The organism is Pseudomonas taetrolens, from assembly GCF_900475285.1.
GTDB lineage: Bacteria > Pseudomonadota > Gammaproteobacteria > Pseudomonadales > Pseudomonadaceae > Aquipseudomonas > Aquipseudomonas taetrolens.
Window position 1 is genome coordinate 2423943 of the sequence record NZ_LS483370.1, and the last position, 23528, is coordinate 2447470.

20 protein-coding genes and 1 riboswitch are annotated in these 23528 nt (G+C 60.1%); of the genes, 10 read left to right on the plus strand and 10 right to left on the minus strand.

The window, feature by feature from the left end:
• Window positions 1–9: 9 nt before the first annotated feature.
• The 4 genes from DQN55_RS11100 to DQN55_RS11115 all read right to left on the minus strand — a co-directional run bounded on the left by DQN55_RS11100 (window position 10) and on the right by DQN55_RS11115 (window position 4358).
• Window positions 10–801 (minus strand): ABC transporter ATP-binding protein, encoded by a 792-nt coding sequence (locus tag DQN55_RS11100; RefSeq protein WP_048379941.1) that lies wholly within the window; start codon window positions 799–801, stop codon window positions 10–12.
• A complete protein-coding gene (locus DQN55_RS11105; RefSeq protein ID WP_408634593.1) occupies window positions 798–1802 on the minus strand; it encodes a FecCD family ABC transporter permease in 1005 nt (334 codons plus the stop codon). Before DQN55_RS11105 ends, DQN55_RS11100 begins: the two co-directional genes overlap by 4 nt.
• An 8-nt stretch (window positions 1803–1810) precedes the next feature.
• Window positions 1811–2824, minus strand: a complete 1014-nt coding sequence (locus DQN55_RS11110; RefSeq protein ID WP_048379938.1) for an ABC transporter substrate-binding protein — start codon at window positions 2822–2824, stop codon at window positions 1811–1813.
• Between the two features lie 143 nt (window positions 2825–2967).
• Window positions 2968–3162, minus strand: a riboswitch (cobalamin riboswitch).
• A gap of 23 nt (window positions 3163–3185) precedes the next feature.
• The gene (locus tag DQN55_RS11115) at window positions 3186–4358 is read right to left on the minus strand and encodes an acetyltransferase domain-containing protein (RefSeq protein WP_048380654.1); all 1173 of its coding nucleotides are present in this window, start codon (window positions 4356–4358) and stop codon (window positions 3186–3188) included.
• 247 nt (window positions 4359–4605) lie between these two features.
• Here DQN55_RS11115 and DQN55_RS11120 point away from each other — a divergent pair, with 247 nt between their 5' ends.
• The 8 genes from DQN55_RS11120 to DQN55_RS11155 all read left to right on the plus strand — a co-directional run bounded on the left by DQN55_RS11120 (window position 4606) and on the right by DQN55_RS11155 (window position 14221).
• On the plus strand, window positions 4606–5970 hold the full coding sequence (locus DQN55_RS11120) for an OprD family porin (protein ID WP_082150729.1): 1365 nt from the start codon (window positions 4606–4608) through the stop codon (window positions 5968–5970).
• A gap of 92 nt (window positions 5971–6062) precedes the next feature.
• Complete coding sequence (locus tag DQN55_RS11125; protein WP_048379935.1) at window positions 6063–7403, plus strand: MFS transporter; 1341 nt, start codon at window positions 6063–6065, stop codon at window positions 7401–7403.
• A 75-nt stretch (window positions 7404–7478) separates the two neighbouring features.
• Window positions 7479–8675, plus strand: a complete 1197-nt coding sequence (locus tag DQN55_RS11130) for a benzoate/H(+) symporter BenE family transporter (RefSeq protein ID WP_048379933.1) — start codon at window positions 7479–7481, stop codon at window positions 8673–8675.
• Window positions 8676–8864: 189 nt separating this feature from the next.
• Complete coding sequence (locus DQN55_RS11135; RefSeq protein WP_048379931.1) at window positions 8865–9530, plus strand: c-type cytochrome; 666 nt, start codon at window positions 8865–8867, stop codon at window positions 9528–9530.
• Entirely contained in the window at window positions 9527–10492 is a 966-nt protein-coding gene (locus DQN55_RS11140) for a c-type cytochrome (RefSeq protein WP_048379929.1), read from the plus strand. The genes DQN55_RS11135 and DQN55_RS11140 overlap by 4 nt, the downstream gene beginning before the upstream one ends.
• 184 nt (window positions 10493–10676) lie before the next feature.
• Window positions 10677–11366: an HAD-IA family hydrolase gene (locus DQN55_RS11145; RefSeq protein WP_048379927.1), complete on the plus strand. Its 690-nt coding sequence runs from the start codon at window positions 10677–10679 to the stop codon at window positions 11364–11366.
• Window positions 11367–11545: 179 nt separating this feature from the next.
• On the plus strand, window positions 11546–13774 hold the full coding sequence (gene betT, locus DQN55_RS11150; protein WP_048379925.1) for a choline BCCT transporter BetT: 2229 nt from the start codon (window positions 11546–11548) through the stop codon (window positions 13772–13774).
• Window positions 13775–13843: 69 nt separating this feature from the next.
• Window positions 13844–14221, plus strand: a complete 378-nt coding sequence (locus DQN55_RS11155; RefSeq protein WP_088500019.1) for a VOC family protein — start codon at window positions 13844–13846, stop codon at window positions 14219–14221.
• 37 nt (window positions 14222–14258) lie between these two features.
• On the opposite strand, the gene DQN55_RS11160 is transcribed toward DQN55_RS11155, so the two are convergent.
• The 6 genes from DQN55_RS11160 to DQN55_RS11185 all read right to left on the minus strand — a co-directional run bounded on the left by DQN55_RS11160 (window position 14259) and on the right by DQN55_RS11185 (window position 22297).
• Window positions 14259–15410 (minus strand): HlyD family secretion protein, encoded by a 1152-nt coding sequence (locus DQN55_RS11160; protein ID WP_048379918.1) that lies wholly within the window; start codon window positions 15408–15410, stop codon window positions 14259–14261.
• Window positions 15407–17071, minus strand: a complete 1665-nt coding sequence (locus DQN55_RS11165; protein WP_048379917.1) for an MFS transporter — start codon at window positions 17069–17071, stop codon at window positions 15407–15409. Before DQN55_RS11165 ends, DQN55_RS11160 begins: the two co-directional genes overlap by 4 nt.
• A gap of 323 nt (window positions 17072–17394) precedes the next feature.
• A complete protein-coding gene (locus tag DQN55_RS11170; RefSeq protein WP_048379916.1) occupies window positions 17395–18723 on the minus strand; it encodes an MFS transporter in 1329 nt (442 codons plus the stop codon).
• Window positions 18724–18777: 54 nt separating this feature from the next.
• Entirely contained in the window at window positions 18778–19716 is a 939-nt protein-coding gene (locus tag DQN55_RS11175) for a LysR family transcriptional regulator (RefSeq protein WP_048379915.1), read from the minus strand.
• Window positions 19717–19769: 53 nt separating this feature from the next.
• Window positions 19770–21188: an FAD-binding oxidoreductase gene (locus DQN55_RS11180; protein WP_048379914.1), complete on the minus strand. Its 1419-nt coding sequence runs from the start codon at window positions 21186–21188 to the stop codon at window positions 19770–19772.
• A gap of 191 nt (window positions 21189–21379) precedes the next feature.
• Window positions 21380–22297 (minus strand): LysR family transcriptional regulator, encoded by a 918-nt coding sequence (locus tag DQN55_RS11185; protein ID WP_048379912.1) that lies wholly within the window; start codon window positions 22295–22297, stop codon window positions 21380–21382.
• A 125-nt stretch (window positions 22298–22422) separates the two neighbouring features.
• On the opposite strand from DQN55_RS11185, the gene DQN55_RS11190 reads away from it, so the two are divergent.
• Window positions 22423–23181 (plus strand): 5-oxoprolinase subunit PxpA, encoded by a 759-nt coding sequence (locus DQN55_RS11190; RefSeq protein ID WP_048379910.1) that lies wholly within the window; start codon window positions 22423–22425, stop codon window positions 23179–23181.
• Window positions 23182–23273: 92 nt separating this feature from the next.
• A complete protein-coding gene (locus tag DQN55_RS11195) occupies window positions 23274–23519 on the plus strand; it encodes an acetyl-CoA carboxylase (protein WP_048379902.1) in 246 nt (81 codons plus the stop codon).
• The last annotated feature ends 9 nt before the right edge of the window (window positions 23520–23528 follow it).

Genomic DNA, 23528 nt, shown 5'->3' on the forward strand with positions numbered 1-23528 from the left:
TAAAAACGATCAAGAGGAACGAAATCGCAGAATCTGCGCACCGTCAAAAGGGTCGGTCAGGTAATGCGCCTGCACGCCGAACGTGGTCAGCAACCGCTGTGGCGTCAGCACGGCCAGTGGTTCGCCCAGGGCCACCAGCCGGCCCCGGTCGAGGATTGCCAGTCGATCACAGCTCAATGCCTGATTGAGGTCATGCAACGCAATCAATGTGGTAACCGGCAGGGCCTGGACGCCTTTGAGAATGGCCAACTGATGCTGGATATCCAGGTGGTTGGCGGGTTCATCCAGCAACAGGATTTGTGGACGCTGGGCCAGTGCCCGGGCGATATGTACACGCTGGCGCTCGCCCCCCGAGAGGCTGCCCCAGGTGCGACTGCGCAAATGTGTGGCATCCACATCACTCAGTGCTTGCTGCACAATGGCATCGTCATTGCGCGACCACGGGCTCAGCGCCGAGAGCCAGGGCGTGCGGCCCAGGGCAACCGCGTCGAAGACACTGATCGAATCATGGGTGTCGGCCTGTTGCTCAACCACCGCGAGCATTTGCGCAATGCTGCGTCGGGACAGATGCTTGAACGATTGCCCCTGCATCTGGACGCTGCCGTGGCTGGCCGCACGCAAACCGGCCAGCAACTTGAGCAGGGTGGACTTGCCCGCACCGTTCGGCCCGACGATTCCCAGCGTCTCGCCGCGCCGGACATTCAGGTCGATGCCGTGCAGCAGTTCAACATCTCGAACCCGGTACCCCAGGTTTCGGCAACTCAGCACAGCTTCACCAACCAGGGACGCGATGGCATTCATCGGGCAGGCCTCCGGCCAATCAGGATCAAGGCAAATACCGGGGCGCCCACCAGTGCCGTCACCACGCCAACCGGAATCACCTGACCCTTGATCAGGGTGCGCGACAGGATATCGGCGGCGATCAGGAACAAAGCCCCGCCCAGGGCGCTGGCAGGCAGCAAACGCGCGTGGCCGGTACCCAGCAACAGTCTGGCGGCATGGGGGATGACCAGCCCGACAAAACCAATCGAGCCGACGATCGAAACCATCACGGCGGCGACCAATGCCGCACAGCTGATCAACGTGAACTGCACCCGCCGTACCGGGATGCCCAGCGAAGCCGCGGAGTCCGCACCGAAGGTGAAGGCATCCAGTGCACGTCGGTGCCACAGGCAAACCGCCAGGCCGAACAGCGCGACAGGCACCGCCAGCCCTACGGAGGGCCAACGCACGCCACTGAGATTGCCCAGCAGCCAGAACATGATGCCGCGGGCCTGTTCGGCGCTAGCCGATTTGGTAATCAAGAAGGCGGTGATGGCATTGAACAGCTGTGAGGCTGCAATACCCGCGAGAATGATCTGCCCGGTGCCGCTGGCCGGCCCGCTGACACGGGCCAGCAATATCACCAGGCCGAAGGCGGCGAGGGCACCGGCAAAGGCCCCCACAGACAGCGAGATCGCCCCGGCCCCCAAACCCAGCAGCGCCACCAGCACCGCGCCGGTCGAAGCCCCGGCGGAGATACCCAACAGATAAGGATCGGCCAGCGGATTACGCAGCAACGACTGCAGGATCACCCCGCACGTGGCGAGGCCCGCACCGCAGGCCGCAGCCACCAGTGCCCGGGTCAGCCGGTAGTTCCAGACGATGCCTTCGTCAATCGGGTCCAGCACATGCCCGGCGCTCCACAGCTTGTTGGCCAGCACCTGCAAGACCACACGCGGCTCAATGGCGGTTTCACCGATGGCGACACCGGCGAGCAGCATGCACAACAGCGTAGCGCCGGCCAACAGGGTGTGGATCAGCCGTGCCGTCATTTCGGCAGGTCGAAGCGGTTGATCGCTGTCGCGAGCGTTTCAAGGCCGTCGAACATCCGCAGGCTGGCCTGCATGGCGTGGGCGTCGAGGATAATGATGCGGTTGTGTCGGACCGCATCCATGTTGCGGGTCACAGGGTCGGTACGCAGGAATTCGAGTTTCTTCTGGTAATCATCAGCCGGGAAGCGACGGCGATCCATGCGCGCAATGATCAGGAACGTAGGGTTGGCCTTGGCGATGGTTTCCCAGCCTACGGTTGGCCATTCTTCGTCGGACGCCACGACATTGCGTACCCCCAGGGTGTTGAGCATGAAATCGGGGATGCCTTTGCGGCCGGCAACATAGGGGTCGATGTCCAGGTCGGCACTGGAAAACCAGAACAGCGCGCTGGTGTGCTTGAGGGCGTCACGGTTCAGCGCTGCGGTCGACGTTGCCACACGAGCCTTGAGTTCCGCATTGAGCTGTTCGCCCCGGGCCTGGACATCAAAGATTTCGGCCAGCTGGTTGATGCTCTTGTAGACCGTATCAAGCGTGAAGGGCTGCAAGCGGGTGCCATCGGCGCCCACCAGGTTGTCTTTGCCCTCACAGTCGGAAGGCATCAGGTAGGTGGGGATATTCAGTTCCTGAAATTGCTCACGAGTACCCACCACACCCTGCGGGCCCACCATCCATTCCAGTTGCGCCGTCACCAGTTCCGGGCGCTTGCCGATCACGGCCTCAAAGCTCGGGTCGTTATCAGCCAGGCGTTCAACCTTGTCGTTCTGGGCCTTGTACTTCGGCAGTACATCGTTGAACCACAGTGAAGTGCCGACCAGTTTGTCACCCAGGCCCAGGGCATAGAACATTTCGCTGTCGGCCTGGCCGATGGTCACGATCCGGCTCGGTGCGTGCTGAAAGGTGAGGGGAGTACCGCAGTTTTCGACTGTCAGGGGGTAATGCGTCGGGGCTGCTTGGGCGAGAGCGGATAAACCCAGACCGCTGATGAGGGTGACAAGGCGAGGCAACAGCATGATGCAATCTCCATTTGATCGTACACAGAACAGGGGGGTGTACAGCCTGGAAACACATCATCGAGCACTGCAACGAAGGCAGTGCAAGGCCGGTCACCGAAGTGCCACGCAGCAAGGATGTCCTCCCCGGACACCCCGCCGGTTAGTTTTTGTGTTCGCCGGCAGGTCTCCTGACTGATGCGTCATCGCCTGGCTCCAGCCTTCCCGGGGGTTATCCCAGTGGCAATCAAGGAGCAGGCTCAGCACCTACAGTTGCGGGGGCAGTTCCGGTTGATGCTCTGCGAGCACCTCGGATTCCCTTTTAATCCCATGCGGGGACCGGCGGCGGCATGTTAAACGAACACACAGCCGGGTGTCCGCATCAGAAGTATTTCAGCCATTGGATATCCCGGCGGCGGGCCTTCAGTCCGGCAAACCAGCGCACCGGCACATACAGCGCAGCCGCCAGTAACACCGAGGTCAGCCAGACCGGCCCGATGCTGTCAAAGCCGAAATAGTCGCCATGGTTGAGCCCGAACAGCGCAACACTCGCCAGGTACAGCAACTTGAGCACATACAGGTGCAACAAATAGAAGAACATCGGCGCGGCGCCAAATACCGCCAGGATGCTTATCCACTTGCGTTGCCCGGCGCGTTCAAAACCCAGCAACAGCAGCAGGCCCACGCCCAGCGTCAGGGCAAGGAACAGCAAGGACGGCGGGTATTTAGTGATGTTGAAAAAGCTCATCAGGGTCTGGATGGCATGGGCATGGGTGAACCACTGCGCCTCGCCGTAACCATTGAGCAGGCGCAAGGCGACAAAGCCCGACAGCGCACCTGCAGCGGCGAGCAATAAACAGCGCTGGCGGGTGGTTGCACTGGCAGCCCGGGCAAACCAGGGCCCCATGCAATACCCCAAGGCAATCACGCCGATCCATGGCAATACCGGATAGGACGTGCGCAGGCGCAAGCTGTCCGAAAATTCGATCCAGCCACGGTCATGCAGTATCGCCCACGGCACATGCATCACTGATCCGGGTGCAAAGTGCAGGCTGTCCAGCAGGTTATGCCCGGCAATGATTGCAACCCCCAGTACCAGCAGCAACGGTCGCGGCAGCCACACCAGCGCAGCCAGGGCGATCATGCTGATGCCAATCGCCCAGATCACTTGCAGGTAGATCACCGTCGGCGGGAACTGGAAGGTCCAGGCAAAATTGACCAGGGTGAATTCCAGCACGACCAGGAACAGGCCCCGCTTGAACAGAAACGCCGATACATCGCGTTTGCCCTGATATTTTTCGCCGTACAAAAATGCCGAAAGCCCAGTGAGCAGCACGAATACCGGTGCGCAAAGGTGCGCAAGCGTGCGGCTGAAAAACAGAGAAGGATCGGTGGCGTCGATGCTCATCGGATCGACCACCTGACGGTGCAGAAAGAAGGTTTCGCGCACATGGTCCAGCAACATGAAGATGATCACCAAACCCCGCAGGGCATCAATGGACAACAGGCGCTGGCTGGCTGGAGGAGCGGCGGAAGCGTGGAGAACGGAAGTCATGGAAGGATCGCTGGCAGAGGGCATTTAACAGTATTTCGTTATCTTATAACGTTTCTATTCTTCAGCGCCAGAGGCTGAACGCGGTAAATGAGCTGGTGGTGTGCGAGGCGCAGATCTCGTTAACAGAACGCTTCGCAGGAAATGGATATCGATCTGCAGGATTCGGCTATTCCCCATAAATCCGTCTCCCTAGTCTGACTAAGGCTGAAAAAGCAGTTTCGACAATAAAAATAAGAGTAACGATGCCATGCGAGAAGTAGACGTTCATGCGGTCCGCTGTACCCCTCGTTTTGCCGATTTCTGGCCAGCACTCAGGAATGACTGCACACACCGCCAGACGACAGCTCTCGCACCACAATCAAGGCGCGGACGTGCCGAAAAAATCAACATAGCAGGCGCTTCACTGGTACTGGCCATCAGCTTTCCGGCACAGGCCGATTTTGTGGAGGACAGTCATCTAAGCCTCGGCCTGCGCAATTTCTATCTGGACCGCGACTTCAAGCAGAATGATGCCCCCAAATCCCGGGTGGGCAGCTGGAGCCAGGGCTTCGATCTGGTATTCAGGTCCGGGTTCACCGAAGGACCGGTGCAGTGGGGGCTGGATGCTTCCGGTCAGTATGCCTACCGCCTGGATGGTGGCGGCGGACGAGGCCCGGATGCCGTCCTGCCTTACGACGACAGCAAGGGCCGACCGGTAACCGATTACGGTCGAGCCGGCGTGACCGGCAAGCTCAGGTTCGCCAACACCGAGGTCCGTGTCGGTGAGCATCGACCCACGCTGCCGGTGGCATACACCGACGACTCCCGGCAGTTGGTCACCACCTATGAAGGCGCGACCCTGGAATCAAAGGACTGGGCCGGGTGGACACTCAATGCGGGGCGCTTCTGGAAAATAGCGACCCGCGAGTCCAGCAATCGCGAGGATATCTATCTGTTCGGCGATACACCGCAACAAAGCAGCGACGGACTCAACTTTGCCGGCGCCCGCTATGACTTCAGCCCGACACTCAACGCTACTTACTATATAGCCCAACTCGAAGACATCTATCGCCAGCACTATCTGGCTGCGGCCCACACCACCCAGTTTGGTGAGGGCTACAGCCTTAAAACCGATGTTCGCTATTACAACACCCGCGAGGAGGGCGCCAGGCTCTCCGGCGATTTCGACAACCAGGCGCTGGGCCTCATGACCGCTCTGCGCAAAGGCGCACATACCTTCACCGTCGGCTACCAGCACATGAGTGGTGACGACGCCTTTCCCTTGCTCAACGGCTATGCGCCGCAACCTTACCTGGTCAACTGGTCCGCCGTTGCCTTTTACAAGGCAGGCGAACGCTCATGGCAGTTGCGCTATGACTACGACTTCGTCGCCATGGGGGTGCCCGGGCTGAAGTTCATGACCCGTTACCTGCGCGGCACTGATATCGATCGCGGAGCAGGGCAGCAGAACAACATTGAGAGCGAGCGCAATATTTACCTCAACTACGTCGTGCAAAGCGGACCCTTGCAAGGGCTTGGCTTCGACGCACGCAACATCCAGGTCAAGTCCCGCTACGGCGCCGATTTCACTGAAAACCGCCTGATCACCACGTACACCTGGAAATTCTGGTGACCGTGGTGCCCGCCCGCCATGAAAAGAGGTCTGCTGCCCAGGCAAGCGCCTGAGCACGCAGATTCGACGATAAAAACAAGAGTAACGATGCCATGCGAGCAATAGACGTTCACCCAATCATTGATAACGCACGCTTCAGCCGATTCCACTGGACGGTCGTAGCCCTCTGCGCACTGCTGCTGATCTTCGACGGTTATGACCTTTTCATTTTCGGCGTAGTACTGCCGGCAATCATGCAGGAATGGGGGCTGACCCCTTTGCAGGCGGGGGCCCTGGGCAGTTATGCGCTGTTTGGCATGATGTTCGGTGCGCTGACATTCGGCACGCTGGCGGACAAGATAGGCCGCAAGAAAGGTATCGCCATTTGCTTCACGCTGTTTTCGGCGGCGACCCTGGTCAACGGTTTCGCCAGCAACCCCACCGAATTCGGCATTTGCCGATTCATTGCCGGCCTGGGGTGCGGAGGATTAATGCCTAATGCGGTGGCATTGATGAGTGAATATGCCCCAAAACGCCTGCGCAGCACCCTGGTGGCCGTGATGTTCAGTGGCTACTCGCTGGGTGGCATGCTCGCGGCGGGTGTAGGGATTTACATGCTGCCAACGTTCGGCTGGCAATCCATGTTTTTTGCCGCCGCCGTCCCCTTGCTGCTCCTGCCGCTGATTCTCTGGTGGCTGCCTGAGTCGGTCGGCTTTCTGGTGCGTGAAGGGCAGACTGCCAAGGCCAGGCTGATCCTCGACAGGATCGATCCAATGCTGGCGCTGGATGCAACCGACACGCTGCACATGGCCGACACCAAAGGCCGCGGGGTGGCCGTACTGGAACTGTTCCGCGACGGTCGCGCAACCCGCACACTGTGCCTGTGGGTCGCATTCTTTTGCTGTCTGCTGATGGTGTACGCCCTGAGCTCCTGGCTGCCGAAACTGATGGCCAGCGCGGGATACAGCCTGGGCTCGAGTCTGTCGTTTCTGCTGGTACTGAATTTCGGCGGCATGGCCGGCGCGATTCTGGGCGGCTGGCTGGGTGACCGCTTGAATCTGGGCAAGGTTATGGGCGTGTTCTTCATTGCCGCGGCGCTGTCCATCAGCCTGCTGGGCTTCAAAAGTGCACCGGTGGTGCTGTACCTGCTGATCTTCGTCGCGGGCGCTACCACCATCGGTACCCAGATCCTGCTCTATGCCGGTACGGCTCAGTTCTACGGTCTGTCGATACGCTCGACAGGCCTGGGCTGGGCGTCCGGTATCGGCCGTAACGGCGCCATCCTCGGGCCGTTGCTGGGCGGTGCGCTGATGGGCATGAACCTGCCCCTGCAATTGAACTTCATCGCCTTCGCCGTCCCTGGCGCGGTGGCCGCATTGGCCATGGCGCTGTTTATCCTCAGCAGTCACCGTCACCAGGCCGTGTCGAGCGTCCTGATCACCGCCAAGTCGTAGCCCCTGGCGCCTTGCTCCCGCGTGGGAGCAGGGCGCTTACGACCTGTCATTGCCCACTGCCTTGTGCGAGTCATCATGAAAAACCTGCTCAAAGATTGTTCGTTATCGGCTGTTGTGGCCGGGATGATCGCCACCTTCATCTCCTATGCCGGCCCACTGGTTATCATCTTTCATGCCGCGCAAAGCGCCTCCTTGTCTCCTGAAACACTTTCATCCTGGGTCTGGGCGATTTCCATCGGCAGCGGCGTGCTCGGGGCAGTACTGAGTTTGCGCTGGCGTGTACCGGTGGTGATTGCCTGGTCAATCCCGGGATCGGCGCTTCTGGTCACGGCTCTGCCACACACAGGGCTGAACCAGGCGATAGGCGCTTATCTGGTGGCCAACCTGATCTTGCTGCTTATCGGTCTCAGTGGTGCCTTCGACCGGATCATTGCGCGCTTGCCCGGTTCAATTGCTGCCGGCATGCAAGCCGGCATCCTGTTCTCATTCGGCACCGAGGTGTTCCGTGCCTTGCCGGTGCAGCCCATGCTGGTGCTGTCGATGTTCGTGACCTACATCGTGATGCGCCGGGCATGGCCACGCTATGCGGTGGCGGCAGTGCTGCTGGTGGGCGGCGCGATCACCCTGCTGGGCGGGCATTTGCGCAGCGAAGCGCTGGTGTTCGCCTTGGCGACTCCCCAGTGGATCACCCCCGAATTCAGTCTTGCGGCCATCCTGAATCTGTCGCTACCCCTTGTCCTCGTGGCGCTGACAGGGCAATTCATGCCGGGCATGGCGGTGTTGCGCAATGCAGGTTTCAACACGCCGGCCAGCCCGATCATCAGCGCCAGCGCCCTTGGCGCAATGCTGCTGGCACCCTTTGGCTGCCATGGCCTGAATCTGGCAGCGGTAACTGCCAGCCTGTGTGCGGGCAAGGAAGCCCACGAGAACCCAAAGCGGCGCTATATCGCCGCGCTGTCGGGGAGTGCGACTTACCTGGTGTTCGGTATTGCGGGGGCTACGCTGGTATCGCTGTTCGCCGCATTCCCGGCCGCCTTGATCGCAGCGCTGGCGGGGTTGGCGCTCTACGGTGCCATCAGTGATGCACTGGTGCGTAGCCTGGCTGAGCCCAAGGAGCGCGACGCCGGGTTGTTCACCTTTCTGGTCACCGCGTCGGGCGTGTCTTTTCTTGGAATGTCGGCCGCGTTCTGGGGGCTGATGTTTGGTTTGCTCGCCCACTTTTTGATCGTTGCCCGGCGACCGGTGACCGCTGCCTGCTCCCCACAAAACTGATACCGCCCGCGACGTTCAGCCCTGCGCCTGCCCGCAAATACCCTCTGTCTCCAAACCGGACAAACCATTTGACAATATAACCTTTCGGTATAAGTTTATTCCATAAAAGCAGCACATGGCCAAATGCCTGTCTGTCCTCAGGGACATGATGGCCATTGACGCTGCCATTAGCCGAAGGAGATAAGAAATATGAATCTTGCAAAGAGATTCAGCCTCACCGCGAGTGTGAGCACCGCTGTTTTGATGCTGTCGATACCCGCCCATGCCGAAACTTCAGGACAGAAAATCTACACCCAGGGAGGAGCGTCGCCGGCCGCTATGGCTTGCGCTGCCTGCCATGGTGCCAACGGTATGGGTACCGCCAGCGCCGGGTTTCCGCGCCTGGCAGGTCTGCCCGCCGGCTACATGTCCAAGCAGATTGAGGATTTTCGCTCTGGCAAGCGGGCCAATGGCGTGATGCAACCCATCGCCGTTGCCCTTGGCGATGCCGAAGTCGATGCTGTTGCCACCTATATGGCGGGGATGAGCCCCGGTGCTGCGAGCACGGCACTCGACCCGACAGGACCTGTCACCAGCGCGGTAGAAAAAATCGTGAAGCAAGGCGACTGGAGCCGGAACATTCCTGCCTGCGTCGCCTGCCATGGAGAGGGCAATACCGGTGTGGGCAGCAGCTTCCCGCCGTTGATGGGGCAATCCGGTGTTTACCTCGCGGCACAGTTGAATGCCTGGCGCAGCGGCACCCGCAAAAATGACCCCAATGACCTGATGGGGCATGTCGCCCGCTCGCTGAGCGACACTGAGGTGAAAGACATCGCCACGTATTTCGACAGCCTGAACGGGGAGGCGAGCCAATGAATTTCCCAGTGAAAGTGTTGCTGACTGTCGGGATTGCGGTGCCACTGCTCGCGGCCAAAACGTACTACGAAGAGCGGGATATGAAACCGCTCCCGGCGCCTTCAGCGGTGCAGCCGACCGTGGCTGCAGACACGCCAGCGCCCTCGGCAAAACCGTCCAGCGGGGTTTTTACACCGCCGGATGAGTCTCAACTGCCGGATAATGCCTTTGGCGAACTGGCGCTGCAGGGGCGAAATATTTTCGTCAACACACCGCAAAATGCTGCCGAATTCGTCGGTAACGGGCTTAGCTGCAGTAACTGCCACCTTGACCAGGGCCGTAAGGCGGATTCCGCTCCCCTGTGGGGGGCTTATGGCATGTACCCGGCCTATCGAAAAAAGAACGACAAGGTCAATACCTTTACCGAACGGATGCAAGGCTGCTTTGAGTTCAGTATGAATGGCAAGGCACCGTCCAGTGACAGCCACGTCATGAAGGCGTTGAGCACGTATGCGTATTGGCTGGCGACTCAGGCCCCCATCGGTGAGAGCCTTCCTGGCCGTCTTTACCCTGTGATTCCCGCGCCTGAAAAAGGCTACGATCTGGCCAAAGGCAAACAGATCTACGCTGAGCAATGTGCGATCTGTCATGGCGATGAAGGGCAGGGGCAAAAGTCCGCAGGCAAATTTGTCTTCCCGCCGCTCTGGGGCAAAGACTCTTACAACTGGGGCGCCGGGATGCACCGCATCAATACGGCAGCCGGCTTCATCAAGCAAAACATGCCCCTCGGTAAGGGCAATACCCTGAGCGATGAAGAGGCCTGGCACGTGGCTGCCTATGTCAACAGCCATGAAAGGCCTCAGGACCCGCGCCTTGTCGACGGCTCCGTTGAAAAGACCCGTAAAAAGTTCCATGAAGGCGATGGCGTGAACTTGTATGGCGAGTCCGTCAACGGCGTACTGCTGGGGCAGGGCACTGATTGACCTCCTGACGGTAAGCGACTAATAGCCCTGCAGGAGCGCGCTCCTGCAGGTGCTGCTGATTGTGGGAATTTCCCACGCGCCATTGCCGTGACTTATCCGTTGCTTATAGTCTAGGGCGACTCTCTGGCTGAATCCTTTTAGTCCTCCACGTCACCGGTGCCTTGCTGCACCTACGGATCTGTTGATGAATGCACCGCGAACTGCTAATAGCCCAATCAAGGCCGTGATTTTCGATATGGACGGCTTGTTACTGGACACGGAAGGTATCTACACCGAAGTCACGCGGATCATTGCCGAACGTTATGGCCGTACCTACGACTGGGAAATCAAGCAGCACATCATTGGCCGTGGGGCCATGGATCTGGCCGAGTACATCGTCACGGCGCTGGAGTTACCGATCACGGCCAGCGAGTTCCTGGAAATCCGCGAACCGCTGATCAGCGAGCGTTTCCCCAAGGCATTGGGCATGCCGGGCGCTGAAGCCCTGGTGCGGCATCTCAAAGCGCACAATATTCCGATCGCCGTGGGCACCAGTTCATCGAGCCACTCATTCGCTCACAAGACCACCTTGCACCGTGAATGGTTTGACCTGTTCGACACTATTGTCACCGCCGATGATCCCGAGGTCGGGGCGGCCAAGCCGGCACCCGATATCTTCCTCACCGCCGCCCGCCGATTGGGCGTAGCGCCCGAAGACTGCCTGGTTTTCGAAGACTCACCCTTCGGCGTCACCGCCGCCAAAGCGGCGCACATGACCGCTATCGCCGTGCCGGACGAAGCCATGGCCGACAGCAAGTACCTCCATGCCGACCAGGTCATTCGCAAGCTGGCCGACTTCAACCTGGCCTCCTACGGACTGCCGGCGCAGGCATAAGGGCCACTGATGCAGCGGCACCTGTTGCCAGCTCAGAGAAGTAACCGTCAGCGCTGGGGAGATGACGTCATACGCATTTCCCCCGGTGCTCTTCTATAGTGGATTAGCGTTGCTCCTCTGTTCAAGATTGACCGCGCAACTACTGAAGTCTGATGCCCTTGTAATGCAGGAGCAAACCCATGCCGATCGAGCCATCCGACAACAAAAACACCACAGCCGCTCCGGACGGGCAGCAAACCGTCAAGATACCTGCGCCACTTGAACGCAGCCGGTTCGGCGGTACGCAACGTCGCCATGAGCGCCCGGACGAAGACGACGCACCCGTGTCACGCAGTGACCTCAGCAAAGGCCCTGAGGAAGTGCTTGAGGACCGCGAAGCACATATCAACTGGAGCGTTCTGCTGATCTCGTCACTGGTGATCCTGGCGTTCTCGATCTGGGCCATTGTCATGCCCGATGAAGCACGCACGACGATGAAAACAGCCGTCGACTGGATTGCGATCAACCTCGGTTGGTACTACGTGGTCACGATCACCTTAGTGATCGGCTTCGTACTTTGGGTGGCGTTCTCCAAGGAGGGCGATGTGCGAATCGGCCCCGACCACTCACGGCCGCAGTACAAGCTCGTGACCTGGGTCGCGATGCTGTTTGCTGCCGGTGTCGGGATCGACATGCTCTTCTACTCAGTTACAGGGCCGGTGGTGCAGTACCTTTACCCACCCTCCGGCGAGGGCAGTACATCGGCAGCAAGGCAGGATGCAGTGGTCTGGACCATGTTCCACTACGGCATCGCAGGCTGGGCAATGTATGCATTACTCGGTATGGCCATGGGGTATTTCGCCTATCGCTGGGACATGCCGTTGTCGATCCGTGCGGCTCTCTATCCGCTGCTCGGCAAACGTGTACGTGGCCCCTTGGGCGACGGCATCAGCATCATTGCGCTGGTGGGCACCGTGTTCGGTGTGGCGACATCAATGGGCATCGGCGTCGTGTTGCTAAGCGTCGGGTTCTCGCTGATTTTCGGCTTTGAACAGGGCCTCACGCTGCAAATCGCGCTGGTCATCGGCGCTGTGATCCTGACCATCGCCGCCACCACCTCCGGTGTCGATCGCGGCATCCGCTGGATCGCCGAGCTGAACCTCTGGAGCGCGGTGGCGATGATGCTTTACATCCTTTTCACCGGGCAAACGGCATTTCTCCTGAACGCTCTGGTCGAAAACATCGGCCAGTTCATTGTCACGTTCCCCGCGCGCACGCTGCAAACCTTCGCCTATGAGCCTGAGGGTGCCGAGTGGATGGGCGGATGGACGCTATTCTTCTGGGCGTTCTGGCTTGCGTGGGGGCCCTTTGTTGGCGTTTTCCTCGCCCGTATTTCGCGCGGGCGGACGCTGCGCGAATTCGTGATTGCAGCAATCACTGCCCCGGTCCTGTGCGACTTCATTATCGTCTCGCTGTTCGGCAACTCGGCGCTGTTCGAGGTGCTGCAGGGCAACACGGCATTTGCCGAGCTTGCGGTCCAGAGTCCAGAGCAAGGCTGGTACGCACTCCTGGGGATGTTTCCCGGCTCGACTTTCCTGATTTGGCTGGCAACGCTCTCGGGGCTGTTGTTCTACCTCACCAGCGCAAACTCGGGGGCAATGGTGATGTCCAACTTCTCGGCCTCAATTCCGGATCCGTCGCACGACGGACCCAGTTGGCTACGTATCTTCTGGGCAATCCTCACGGCGGTGCTGACAATCGCGATGCTGTTCGCCGGCGGAGTCACAACCATGGAGTACGCGACGCTGATTTTCGCGCTTCCGGTGACGATTGTTGCCTATCTGGTGATGGCATCGTTCTACAAGGTGCTGAGAATGGAGCGGGCCGAACGTGAAGGGCGGGTGCTGCGCAGACCTTCGATAGCGCCAATCGGTGGGCATGTCCCGGAAAGGTCGTGGAAGCAGCGGCTTGAACAGCTGCGCGCCTACCCGTCGCTGCGCCAGGTGACTCAGTTCCTTGATCGAACCGTACGCCCGGCGCTCGACGAAGTCGCTGCGGAGTTCCGGAATCAGGGCTACAACATCGAGCAGGACACGACTACCAATGTGAACGGTATCGAGGAACCCCTGCTGCGAGTGTCCATGGACGCTTTTCGCGATTTTTACTACCACGTCGCCGTTGTCGAAGCGCCGGTACCGATGTTCAGTGGCCGAATGTCGCGTGAAACCGATGTCTACTACCGGCTGGAGGTTTACACCCAGACCGGCTCTGGAGGCTATGACCTGATGGGCCTGACCAAACAGCAGATCATTGACGACGTCCTCGAGCGATACGAGGCACACCTTGCATTCCTCACTTTCTCCTCGCAGACCGATACTGCATCCGTCCTGACACCGCCGAAGGGGGCAGGGGAACAAGCCGGGTCTTAAGCTGGCAACTTGTCCCCGAACGGCTACCTGCTGTGCAAGCAGCCCTTACCAATCACTGGAGCCTGTATGTTGATCGACCATCTTGACCACCTGGTATTGACGACCTGCGACGTCGACGCCTGCAAGGATTTCTATACCCGGGTCCTGGGCATGCGTGCCGAGACCTTTGGCAGCGGTCGTTTGGCGTTCCATTTCGGCGAGCAGAAAATCAACGTCCACGAGCGTGGACATGAGATAAACCCCAAAGCCCATTTACCCGTCCCCGGTTCGCTGGATCTCTGCTTCATCGCCAGTGAAGGGCTGGATCGTGTGATCGCGCATTTGAATGAACAGCGCTGGCCCATTCTGGAGGGGCCTGTACCGCGAACCGGGGCCACAGGCCCCATTCGTTCGGTGTACCTGAGAGATCCGGACCTGAACCTGATCGAGATTGCCGAAAAGGCCTGACGTCGAGCCTCGTGCGCCTCGACGTCAACCCAGGCTGTCACTGAGGCTTGTCAGCGGCATCTTCTTGCGCAGCCGTATCGATACTTACCACCACCGACATGCCCGGACGCAGCCGCTCGCTCTGCTCCTGGCCTTCATCCACGGTGATACGCACCGGCACCCGCTGTGAAATCTTGACGAAGTTGCCGGTGGCGTTGTCCGCCTGCAACAGGCTGAACTCCGACCCGGTTGCCGGTGAGATACGCTGCACCCGGCCCTGGAATTTGCGGTGACCCAGCGCATCCACAGTGAAGCTCGCCGGCTGGCCGACCTTCACGTTGTCCATCTGGGTTTCCTTCATGTTGGCAATCACCCAGAACTGGTTGGGCACCAATGCCATCAACTGCGCACCGGAGTTCACATAGCCCCCCAGACGCACACCGATTTGTCCAAGCTGGCCGTCCTTTGGCGCGATGATGCGGGTGTTGGACAAATCGATCCGGGCCAGTTGAACGGCCGCTTCCGCACTGGCCACGGCGGCCTCCAGCGAGCCCCGGTTAACGATGACGGTTTGCAGGTCCTGTCGCGCAATTTCCAGGTTTGCCTGGGCCTGGGCCACCGCGGCTATGGCCTGAGCGTTCGCGGCCAGCGTAACGTCGAGCTCGCGCCGGGACACGGAGCCGTCATCGACCAGCGCCTGGTTACGTCGCAGATCGGCCGCGCTTTTACGCGCCTGCGCCTGCGCATCGGCAACACCGGCCTGGCGCAGCTTGATCGTAGCTTCGGCACTGTTGCGTTGCTGCACCACGTTGGCCAGCGCGGCTTTTTGCACTGCCAGTTGCGCCAGGGACTGATCAAGGCGCTGCCTGTAGATCCGGTCGTCGAGGCGCACCAGCAGGTCACCGGCTTTCACGAACTGAAAGTCCTGCACCGGCACTTCGTATACATAGCCGCTCAGCTGCGGGCCGATGATGGTCACCTGACCGCGCACGAGGGCGTTTTCCGTGGTTTCGATCGAGCTGCTGAACGGCGGCAATTGCCAGGCGTACAACACCACCAGCACCCCGGCCAGGGCAACACCCGCAAAACCCAGGCTGGACATAATGCGCACAGGCCGAGAACGAGGTTCAGTGTTCGCAGTGGGCGGCGGCTCGGAGCCCTCAGGCGTGGCGGCAATGGCGTTGGTGGTTGTGGTCGTCGGTTCGGTCATGTAGAGGTGGCACCGCTGGGTTGTACGGAAGGAATGGCGGGAGTCGGGGCGACAGCCTTGGTGGTGCACCTCAACCATAACGCACGAATGGAGATCCAGATCATGGTCAGTATGGCTATGACGGCAATCAGCATGAACACATCGTTATAGGCCAGCACATTGGCCTCACGGGTGGCGGCCGCGGCCAGACTGCGGATGCCCTGCAGGTTGCGCAGACTTGGGTCGGCGATCAATGAACCGACGGCCGAACCGCCGCTCTGCACCCGCGCTTCGACACGAGGATCGAGCAAGGTCAGGTGCTCGACGATGTGACTGGAGTGAAATTTCTCGCGCACGATCTGGAACGTCCCCAGCAGCGCTGCACCGATCAGGCCGCCCAGGTTCTGGCAGATCCCGAACAGCACCGAGAAACTGATCAGGTTGCGCGGGTTGCTCAATACATTGCCCATGCCATAGATCATGGTCGGGCCGAGGAAAAATGTCCCGCCGAAAGCCAGGAGAAACTGGCTGATATAGAGGTTTCCCGGGCGCGTCAGGTTGTTGGAGTAGCTGTCCATCACTGAACCGGTGGCCATCAGCGCCAACGAAATGATCACGGGCAGGTACAGGTGTTTCGGGTTGATCGTCAGCGCGCTGATGACGAGACCGGCCACGCTGCCCAGCAGCATGACCACATACAGGCTGTGCAACTGCTGGCTGCTCATGTTCAGCGTCTGCATGAAGCCAACCGCTCCGGTGGACTGCTCCGACAGCACCATGCGGATCAGAATCACTGACAGGCCCAGACGGATCATGGTCCCGCTGCCCAGCCAGCGGGTCATCAACATGGGATTGTCGCGGTTATGCTCGATGGCCAGCCCCGCCATGATCAGCACTATTGACCCCACCGACGCATAACCGATCCAGGTTGCCTCGAGCCACCAGTCGATGCGCCCCAGGGACAGCACGGCACACAGCAGGGCCACGCCGCTGGCCAATAATGTGAAGGTGAGAAAATCAAGGGCCTCGAAGGTCTTGAAGCGATCGCCCGGTGGCAGCTTGAGCAGGAACACACAGCCCAGCGACAGCAGCGCCATACCCAGCTCAAACAGGTAGAGCCCGCGCCACTCGGCAATCTGCAGCAGATCTTCAGAGAACAACCGGGCCAGCGGCAAGGCCAACTGCGAAGCCCCCAGGCCCAGCACCAGCGCCTTCAGCCGCCACTTGCTCGGGAACGCCTGGATCATGTAGTACAGGCCCAGCGAGGTCAGTGCCGCACCCACCATGCCATGGGCCGCCCGTACGGCAATCGCCGAGTTGAGGTCGTTGACGAACAAGTGAGCGAAGGTGACCAGCGCATAGAGCACCAGAAACACCTCAGTGAATGCCCTCAGGCCAAACTGCTGGCGAAACTTGACCAGCAGCAGGTTCATCGAGACGTTGGTCATGACATACGCGGCCGGCAGCCAGGCCATTTCCGCAGTGGTTGCGCCGAGTGAACCCTGCAGATAAGGCAGGTTGGCAATCACCAGCGAGTTACCCAGGCCACCGGTCAACGCCACCAGTAAACCTACCAGCGCAAAGGCCAAACGTTTTAAGGATGGGTGTTCAGGCGTTGAAGGCGAGCCCGGAAGGGACGGCTTTTCATGGGGCAGCCAGTCACGCGGGGTGTAGTCTTTCATTCAAAGGCCTTAAAAACACGGCTGGACTCATGAGCGCGACAGCCGGGCTCAGTGGCACTATCTTCTCATGATTATCGCCAAGGATTGCACCATGCCCGATATTGCCTCAACGGCTGTGCCGTCGCCAGATGTGCACGACGTAGACGGCACGCAGCAGCCAGGCACCGGTCGTAAAAAGCAGCGCGGGCCAAATGGTTCAATGCACTGGCGTGAAACGCACGATACCCAACAAATTTCTCGCTTGCAGCGTTTCGGCTGGCAAAGGGCCGGCCAAGGCGGTGCGGTATCACGCATAAGCGGGTCGAGTCCGGGTTGTTACTTTTTCATGCCACCGTTTTCATGTCCGCAAGCTGGGGATTTCGCGGGCGCGACACGCTCAGCCCCAGAAGTCCGCCGATCACCAGTGCCCCTGCCATGAAGTACATGGCCGCCTGGGTGTTGCCGGTGAGCTGCGTCAACCAGCCGACCACAATCGTGCTGAAGAACCCTGCGACATTCCCCAGTGAGTTGATCAACGCAATCCCGGCCGCCGCCGCAGCGCCGCCGACCACAGCCGTGGGCATGCCCCAGAACACGGGCAAGCTGCTGATCATGGCTGCGGTGCCGATGGTCAGACCGATCATCGACAGCAACAGGCTGTCGCCGAACAAGGTGCCGAACACGACGCCGCCAGCGCCGATAAAGGCGCAGACACCGAGGTGCCAGCGATATTCGCGATGGCGGTCGGAGCTGCGTCCCACCAGTACCATGCTCAGGGTCGCCACGGAGTAGGGGATTGCAGTCAGTACACCGATGGCCCACGGTTCGGCCACGCCGCTGTTGCGGATGATGGTCGGCATCCAGAAGCTGATCACGTACTGCCCCAAGACCAGGCAGAAATAAACCGCGCCCAGCAGCCAGATTTTCGGATTCAATAAACCGTCGCGCACCGAATTTCGGGGCTTATCCATGGCTTCGCGGTCCAGGGCCGCCTGCATCCCGCGCTTTTCTTCGGGGCTGAGCCAGGGGGCATCGGCGATGCGGTCACGCAGCAGGAAGAACACTGCAGCCCCCAGCGCCACTGCCGGCAGGCCTTCAATCACGAACAGCCATTGCCAGCCGGCATAACCTGCGACGCCATCGAGCGACTGCATGATCAGCCCGGAAATCAGCGAGCCGAGCATGCTCGAGATCGGCAGGGCAGCGATGAACAATGAAATCATCACCCCGCGCCGATGACTCGGGAACCAGGTGGTGAGGTAGAAAATAATCCCGGGGAAGAAACCGGCTTCGGCGACGCCAATCAGAAAGCGCAGCACGTAAAAACTCATCGGCGTTTCGATAAACATCATGGCGGCCGAGAGCAGGCCCCAGGTCATCATGATCCGTGCGATCCAGCGCCGGGCGCCAAACCGGTGCAGTGCAATATTGCTGGGGATCTCGAACATCAGGTAACCGACAAAAAACACACCGGCGCCTAACCCGTAAACGGCATCGCTGAACTTCAAGTCATCGAGCATCTGCAATTTGGCAAAGCCGACATTCACCCGGTCGAGGTAAGCCACCAGATAGCAGACGATCAGTAGCGGTATGACCCGCCACGCGGTTTTTCGGTAGGCCGATTGCAGGGCATGGTCCGGCATGTCACCGGGTTGCGGCGATAACGTGTTCATCTCGAGCCTCTTTCTTGTTGTTGTAGGGGCGTTCCTGAAATGGCAGGGCTCACCTCAGAGGGCGCGGCCTCCCGGCCAGTCACCGCATTCGCACATGCTGCGCACGACTTCGCGGATCAACTCACTGATCAGTGTTTTAAGCGGGCTGGCGGGCATCGAGGCACAGCTGCAGATACCCAGGGTTCTGGAAAATCCGTCCACGGCTATCCGGTGCGCAACCAGGCGCCCGTCTTCGATTTCACGCATGGCCAGATTCAACGGCATGATGGTGTGGCCAATGCCGGCTTCGACCGCACTTTTGAGAATGTGTACCGAGTTGACCTCCATGGCGATATCACCCGCTGCCAATCCGCGCTCTTTCACCGCACGCTCGACGAGGGTGCGCGTGCAGTGGCCATGGGCCTGGCTGGGGAACACCAGCGGCCGGGCCAGCGCTTGCGCCAGCGAAACCTCGCCCGCAGCAGGTGCGTCGGGGGCATTGGCCCGGTGGATGAGGTAAAAATCCTCTTCGATCAACGGACTGAACAGCACCTGCGGTGGCAAATCGAGAGAGGAAAACAGTGCCAGGTCTACGCGACCACGAGTCAGTTGATCCATGACATTACCGGTCAACTCTTCGTTGAGATGGAATGACACCTGCGGGTAACGCGCAGCCACCGCGCGCAGCAATGGCATGGCGAGAAGGGTTGCAACACTTTGCGGCAGCGCAACAATGATCGATCCGCTGACCAACTCCGGGCTGCTGCTGACGGCGGCGCGGGCATCGACCAGATGTTTGAGCATGCCCAGGGCATATTCATAAAAGACCTTGCCGGCCTCACTGGGAGTCACCCCGTTGTGGCTGCGATGAAACAACTGCACACCCAGTTCGTCTTCCAGCGCGGACATCTGCTTGCTCAATGCCGATTGCGCCACATGCACCTGGCGAGCGGCCCGGGACAGACTGCCGCAGTCGATCACGGCGACAAAATATTTGATCTGGCGGATTTCCATGGGGGCGCTTCCTGCAGGGCTCGTACATACGGGGCCGGTGATGGTACAGCGCGTCAGCCTTTCGAGTGCCCGCGAGGAAAGATCTTCCCGGGGTTCATCAGTTGTTTCGGGTCGAGGGCCGCCTTGATCGCTTTCATGACGTCCACGGCATTCTCGCCGTGTTCAACGGCCATGTAGTGCTGTTTGGTCAACCCGATCCCGTGTTCGCCCGTGCAACTGCCGTGCATGGCAATCGCACGCTCGGCCAGCCGATGAGCCACCGCTTCGGCGCGCTGGACTTCACCCTGATCCTCGGGATCAACCAGAATCAACGCATGGAAGTTGCCATCACCCACGTGACCGAAAATCGGAGCGAGCAGGCCATTTTCGGCAAGGTCGGCGGCAGTGGCCTCGATACAGTCGGCAAGCCGCGAAATCGGCACCACGGCATCGGTGGTCAGGGCGCGGCAACCGGGACGCAGGGCCAGGGCCGCGAAATAAGCGTCGTGCCGTGCTTGCCACAAACGGCTGCGGTCTTCCGGGTGCACTGCCCACTCAAAGTCCAGCCCCTGATGCTCGTCGGCCACCATCCGCACCGTCTCGATCTGTTCCTTTACCCCTGCTTCAGAGCCGTGCAATTCGAAGAACAGCGAGGGCGCCTCGCGCAGTTGTGTTTTGCTGTAGGCATTGAGTGCGCCCATGGTCAACGCGTCGAGCAGTTCGATACGGGCAATGGGCACGCCGAGCTGAATCGTCTGAATGACCGCGCGGACAGCAAGATCAACACTTGGAAATCGGCAGACGGCCGCCGAGATCGCTTCGGGAATCGGGTGCAACTTGACGGTCAGCTCGGCGATGGTCGCCAGCGTACCGCCTGAGCCCACCAGCAAATGCGTCAAGTCGTAGCCGGCCGAGGACTTGCGTGCCCGTCCGCCGGTATTGATCACCCGGCCATCAGCCAGCACGGCGGTCATGCCCAGCACGTTTTCGCGCATCGTGCCGTAGCGCACGGCGTTGGTTCCGGAGGCCCGAGTCGCCGCCATACCGCCCAGGGAGGCATCTGCGCCCGGATCGATCGGGAAGAACAGTCCTGTGCCATGCAATGCGGCGTTCAACTGCTTGCGGGTCACGCCGGGTTGCACGGTGGCGTCCATGTCGTCGACACGGATCTCGAGAATTCGGTTCATGCCCGAAACATCAATGCTCACACCGCCGTGTGATGCCTGCAACCAGCCCTCCAGGGACGTGCCGCTGCCATAGGCAATCATGGGGACATCGTTGCGATAGCAGGCGGCGCTGATGTCGACGATATCGTCAAGGCTGTTGGCGTACGCCACGGCGTCCGGCGGCATGGGGTCGAGTGCGGAAATATCGCTGCCATGGTGCTCACGCACGCTGGCCGCGGTAGAAAATCGTGTGCCGAGCAATTGGCACAGCTCATCGCGCAATGATTGCGGGAGGGCCGGGCGGTCACAAGCAGCAGGGAAGGTCATCGAGCAATCTCCGGTTATTGTTCGCGGCGTAAAGCCTGCGGCATTTGTAGGGAGTTATCGCTCATCTTAGGCAGCCTTGGGTCAACACTCGTAGTGCTGATTTCAGATGGAGCCATCTGGAAAAGAGATGGCCATTAATGTCAAAAATGACCGGGCATGCACCTCGGTGCGTATTCCGCCGGAGTGGGTGTTCAGCGCCGGGCAGAGAGTTGTTGCGGCGCCAGAAATGCATCGTGGAAGTAGTTACGAAACGCCTGCATGGCCGGGCTGAACTCACGCTCGCGGTGCCAGGCCAGCCCCACGCTCATAGGCGTTACCTCGTCGGTGATGGTCAGGGTTTCGATGCGTTTGCCTTCCAGTGACCAAGGCCGGTGCACCAGGTCCGACAGGATCGCCACGCCGCTGCCATTGGCAACCATGCTGCGAACCGCTTCCACCGAGCTGGTACGCACGCGCACGTTGGGTTGACGCTGGGCATGCTCCCAATAACGCATGGCGCTTTGTTCGGCTTCGTCGACCGTCAGCAGAATGTAGGGCTCTTTCGCCACGTCATCGAGGCTGACCGCGGTACGCTCACACAGAGGGTGATGGCTGGGCAGCCATAATCGGCGTTCGGAGTTGAAAAGGGTCTCCGAGATGATATCCGGGTGCGTCAGGTTGGCGGTGAGCACAACCGCCATGTCGAATCGGCCCTCCAGCAGGCCTTGCTCGATGGCGCTGCGTTCTTGCTCATGGACTTCGATCGCCACATCCGGGTGCCAGTGCTCCAGCCGTTGCAGATGATGCGGCAAGAAATAACCGATGACGGTGTAACTGGCCGCCAACCGCAACAGGCCACTGGCGCGTATATCCGGCAGCGGGCTGTTCAGCGCGTCATCGACGCTGCGCAAAATCACGTAGGCCCGATTCAGAAAGTGCCGACCGGCATCGGTCAGGTTCATACCCTGGGCCGAACGCTGAAATAACAGCGTGCCAAGCAAGGCTTCCAGCTCCTTGATCGCAGTGGTGACCGCCGATTGTGAAATGTTCAGGTGCAGGGCTGCTTGAGAAATTTGCCCGACCTCGGCAGTGGCAACGAAATAGCGGACCTGGCGCAAGGTGAGTGACATGAGGACTCCGGCCGACAAGGTATCTGTTTTTCAGAAGATACCCTATCTGTTAATAGATCTTCCCAAGGGGCAAGCAGGAATCTAACGTGGCCTGCATGAAGTCACAAGCGTCAGGAGCAAGCAGCATGCAAGCAGTAGATTTCAATTCGGACATGGGCGAAGGCTTCGGCCCATGGACCATCGGTGACGGTGTTGACGATGAGCTGATGGCCTTTATCAGTTCAGCCAATATCGCCACTGGCTTTCACGCCGGCGACCCTGGCACCATGCGCCGCACCGTCGAGCAGGCCAGGCGCCTGGGGGTGGCTGTCGGCGCCCATCCGGGGTTCAGAGATCTGGTCGGCTTTGGCCGTCGGCACATCAATGCGCCTGCGCAGGAACTGGTCGACGACATTCTTTATCAGTTGGGTGCCCTGCGTGAAATCGCCCGGGCACAAGGTGTCTCCCTGCAACATATCAAGCCCCACGGTGCGCTTTACATGCACCTGGCCCGGGATGAAGAAGCGGCCCGATTACTGGTGGAAAACCTCCAGCGCCTGGAACCCGGGTTACTGCTGTATTGCATGCCGGGGTCAGTGATCTGCCGGGTCGCCCAAGCGCTCGGCCAGCCCGTGATTCGCGAGTTCTATGCCGACCGTGAGTACGACCTCAGCGGCTCCATCGTGTTCACCCGTCATGTACGCGCCCTCGATCCGGCCACCGTGGCCGCACGGGTGCTGCGCGCCTGTCAGGAGGGCGTGGTGCGCACGGTCGAAGGCGAAGACCTGAGCATTGAATTCGATTCCATCTGTTTGCACAGCGACACGCCGGGGGCTCTGGCGCTGGTCGAAGCCACGCGTCATGCGCTGGATAATGCCGGGATCAAGGTGCGCGCACCACGCTGATACCCAAGAAAGACGGGTACGCAGATACCCGCCGTTGAACAGCTCTTCATTTTTTGCCTGCCTTTCTACAAGTATTCCAAAAAGGAACTGACATGGCCGAACATAACGTCATTACCCCGTTGCCCGGGACCTTCTACCGTAAAGCCACTCCGGAATCGGCGAACTTCGTCGAAGCGGGGGACCAGGTCGGCGCCGATACAGTTATTGGCCTGATCGAAGTCATGAAGCAGTTTTCCGAATTGACCGCCGGGGCCTCCGGTCGCCTCAACGCCTTCCTGGTCGAAGACGGTGATCCGGTTGAACCGGGCCAGGTTGTTGCTTCACTCGATTTGATATGAGGGGGCGAT

Bases quoted from the DNA above. Each gene is read 5' to 3' on its own strand.
- DQN55_RS11100 (WP_048379941.1), bottom strand. From the start codon at position 801: ATGAATGCCATCGCGTCCCTGGTTGGTGAAGCTGTGCTGAGTTGCCGA.
- DQN55_RS11125 (WP_048379935.1), top strand. From the start codon at position 6,063: ATGCGAGCAATAGACGTTCACCCAATCATTGATAACGCACGCTTCAGC.
- DQN55_RS11195 (WP_048379902.1), top strand. From the start codon at position 23,274: ATGGCCGAACATAACGTCATTACCCCGTTGCCCGGGACCTTCTACCGT.
- DQN55_RS11175 (WP_048379915.1), bottom strand. From the start codon at position 19,716: ATGGAAATCCGCCAGATCAAATATTTTGTCGCCGTGATCGACTGCGGC.
- DQN55_RS11135 (WP_048379931.1), top strand. From the start codon at position 8,865: ATGAATCTTGCAAAGAGATTCAGCCTCACCGCGAGTGTGAGCACCGCT.
- DQN55_RS11190 (WP_048379910.1), top strand. From the start codon at position 22,423: ATGCAAGCAGTAGATTTCAATTCGGACATGGGCGAAGGCTTCGGCCCA.
- DQN55_RS11160 (WP_048379918.1), bottom strand. From the start codon at position 15,410: ATGACCGAACCGACGACCACAACCACCAACGCCATTGCCGCCACGCCT.
- betT (WP_048379925.1), top strand. From the start codon at position 11,546: ATGCCGATCGAGCCATCCGACAACAAAAACACCACAGCCGCTCCGGAC.
- DQN55_RS11140 (WP_048379929.1), top strand. From the start codon at position 9,527: ATGAATTTCCCAGTGAAAGTGTTGCTGACTGTCGGGATTGCGGTGCCA.
- DQN55_RS11130 (WP_048379933.1), top strand. From the start codon at position 7,479: ATGAAAAACCTGCTCAAAGATTGTTCGTTATCGGCTGTTGTGGCCGGG.
- DQN55_RS11165 (WP_048379917.1), bottom strand. From the start codon at position 17,071: ATGAAAGACTACACCCCGCGTGACTGGCTGCCCCATGAAAAGCCGTCC.
- DQN55_RS11170 (WP_048379916.1), bottom strand. From the start codon at position 18,723: ATGAACACGTTATCGCCGCAACCCGGTGACATGCCGGACCATGCCCTG.
- DQN55_RS11180 (WP_048379914.1), bottom strand. From the start codon at position 21,188: ATGACCTTCCCTGCTGCTTGTGACCGCCCGGCCCTCCCGCAATCATTG.
- DQN55_RS11110 (WP_048379938.1), bottom strand. From the start codon at position 2,824: ATGCTGTTGCCTCGCCTTGTCACCCTCATCAGCGGTCTGGGTTTATCC.
- DQN55_RS11185 (WP_048379912.1), bottom strand. From the start codon at position 22,297: ATGTCACTCACCTTGCGCCAGGTCCGCTATTTCGTTGCCACTGCCGAG.
- DQN55_RS11145 (WP_048379927.1), top strand. From the start codon at position 10,677: ATGAATGCACCGCGAACTGCTAATAGCCCAATCAAGGCCGTGATTTTC.
- DQN55_RS11115 (WP_048380654.1), bottom strand. From the start codon at position 4,358: ATGACTTCCGTTCTCCACGCTTCCGCCGCTCCTCCAGCCAGCCAGCGC.
- DQN55_RS11120 (WP_082150729.1), top strand. From the start codon at position 4,606: ATGCGAGAAGTAGACGTTCATGCGGTCCGCTGTACCCCTCGTTTTGCC.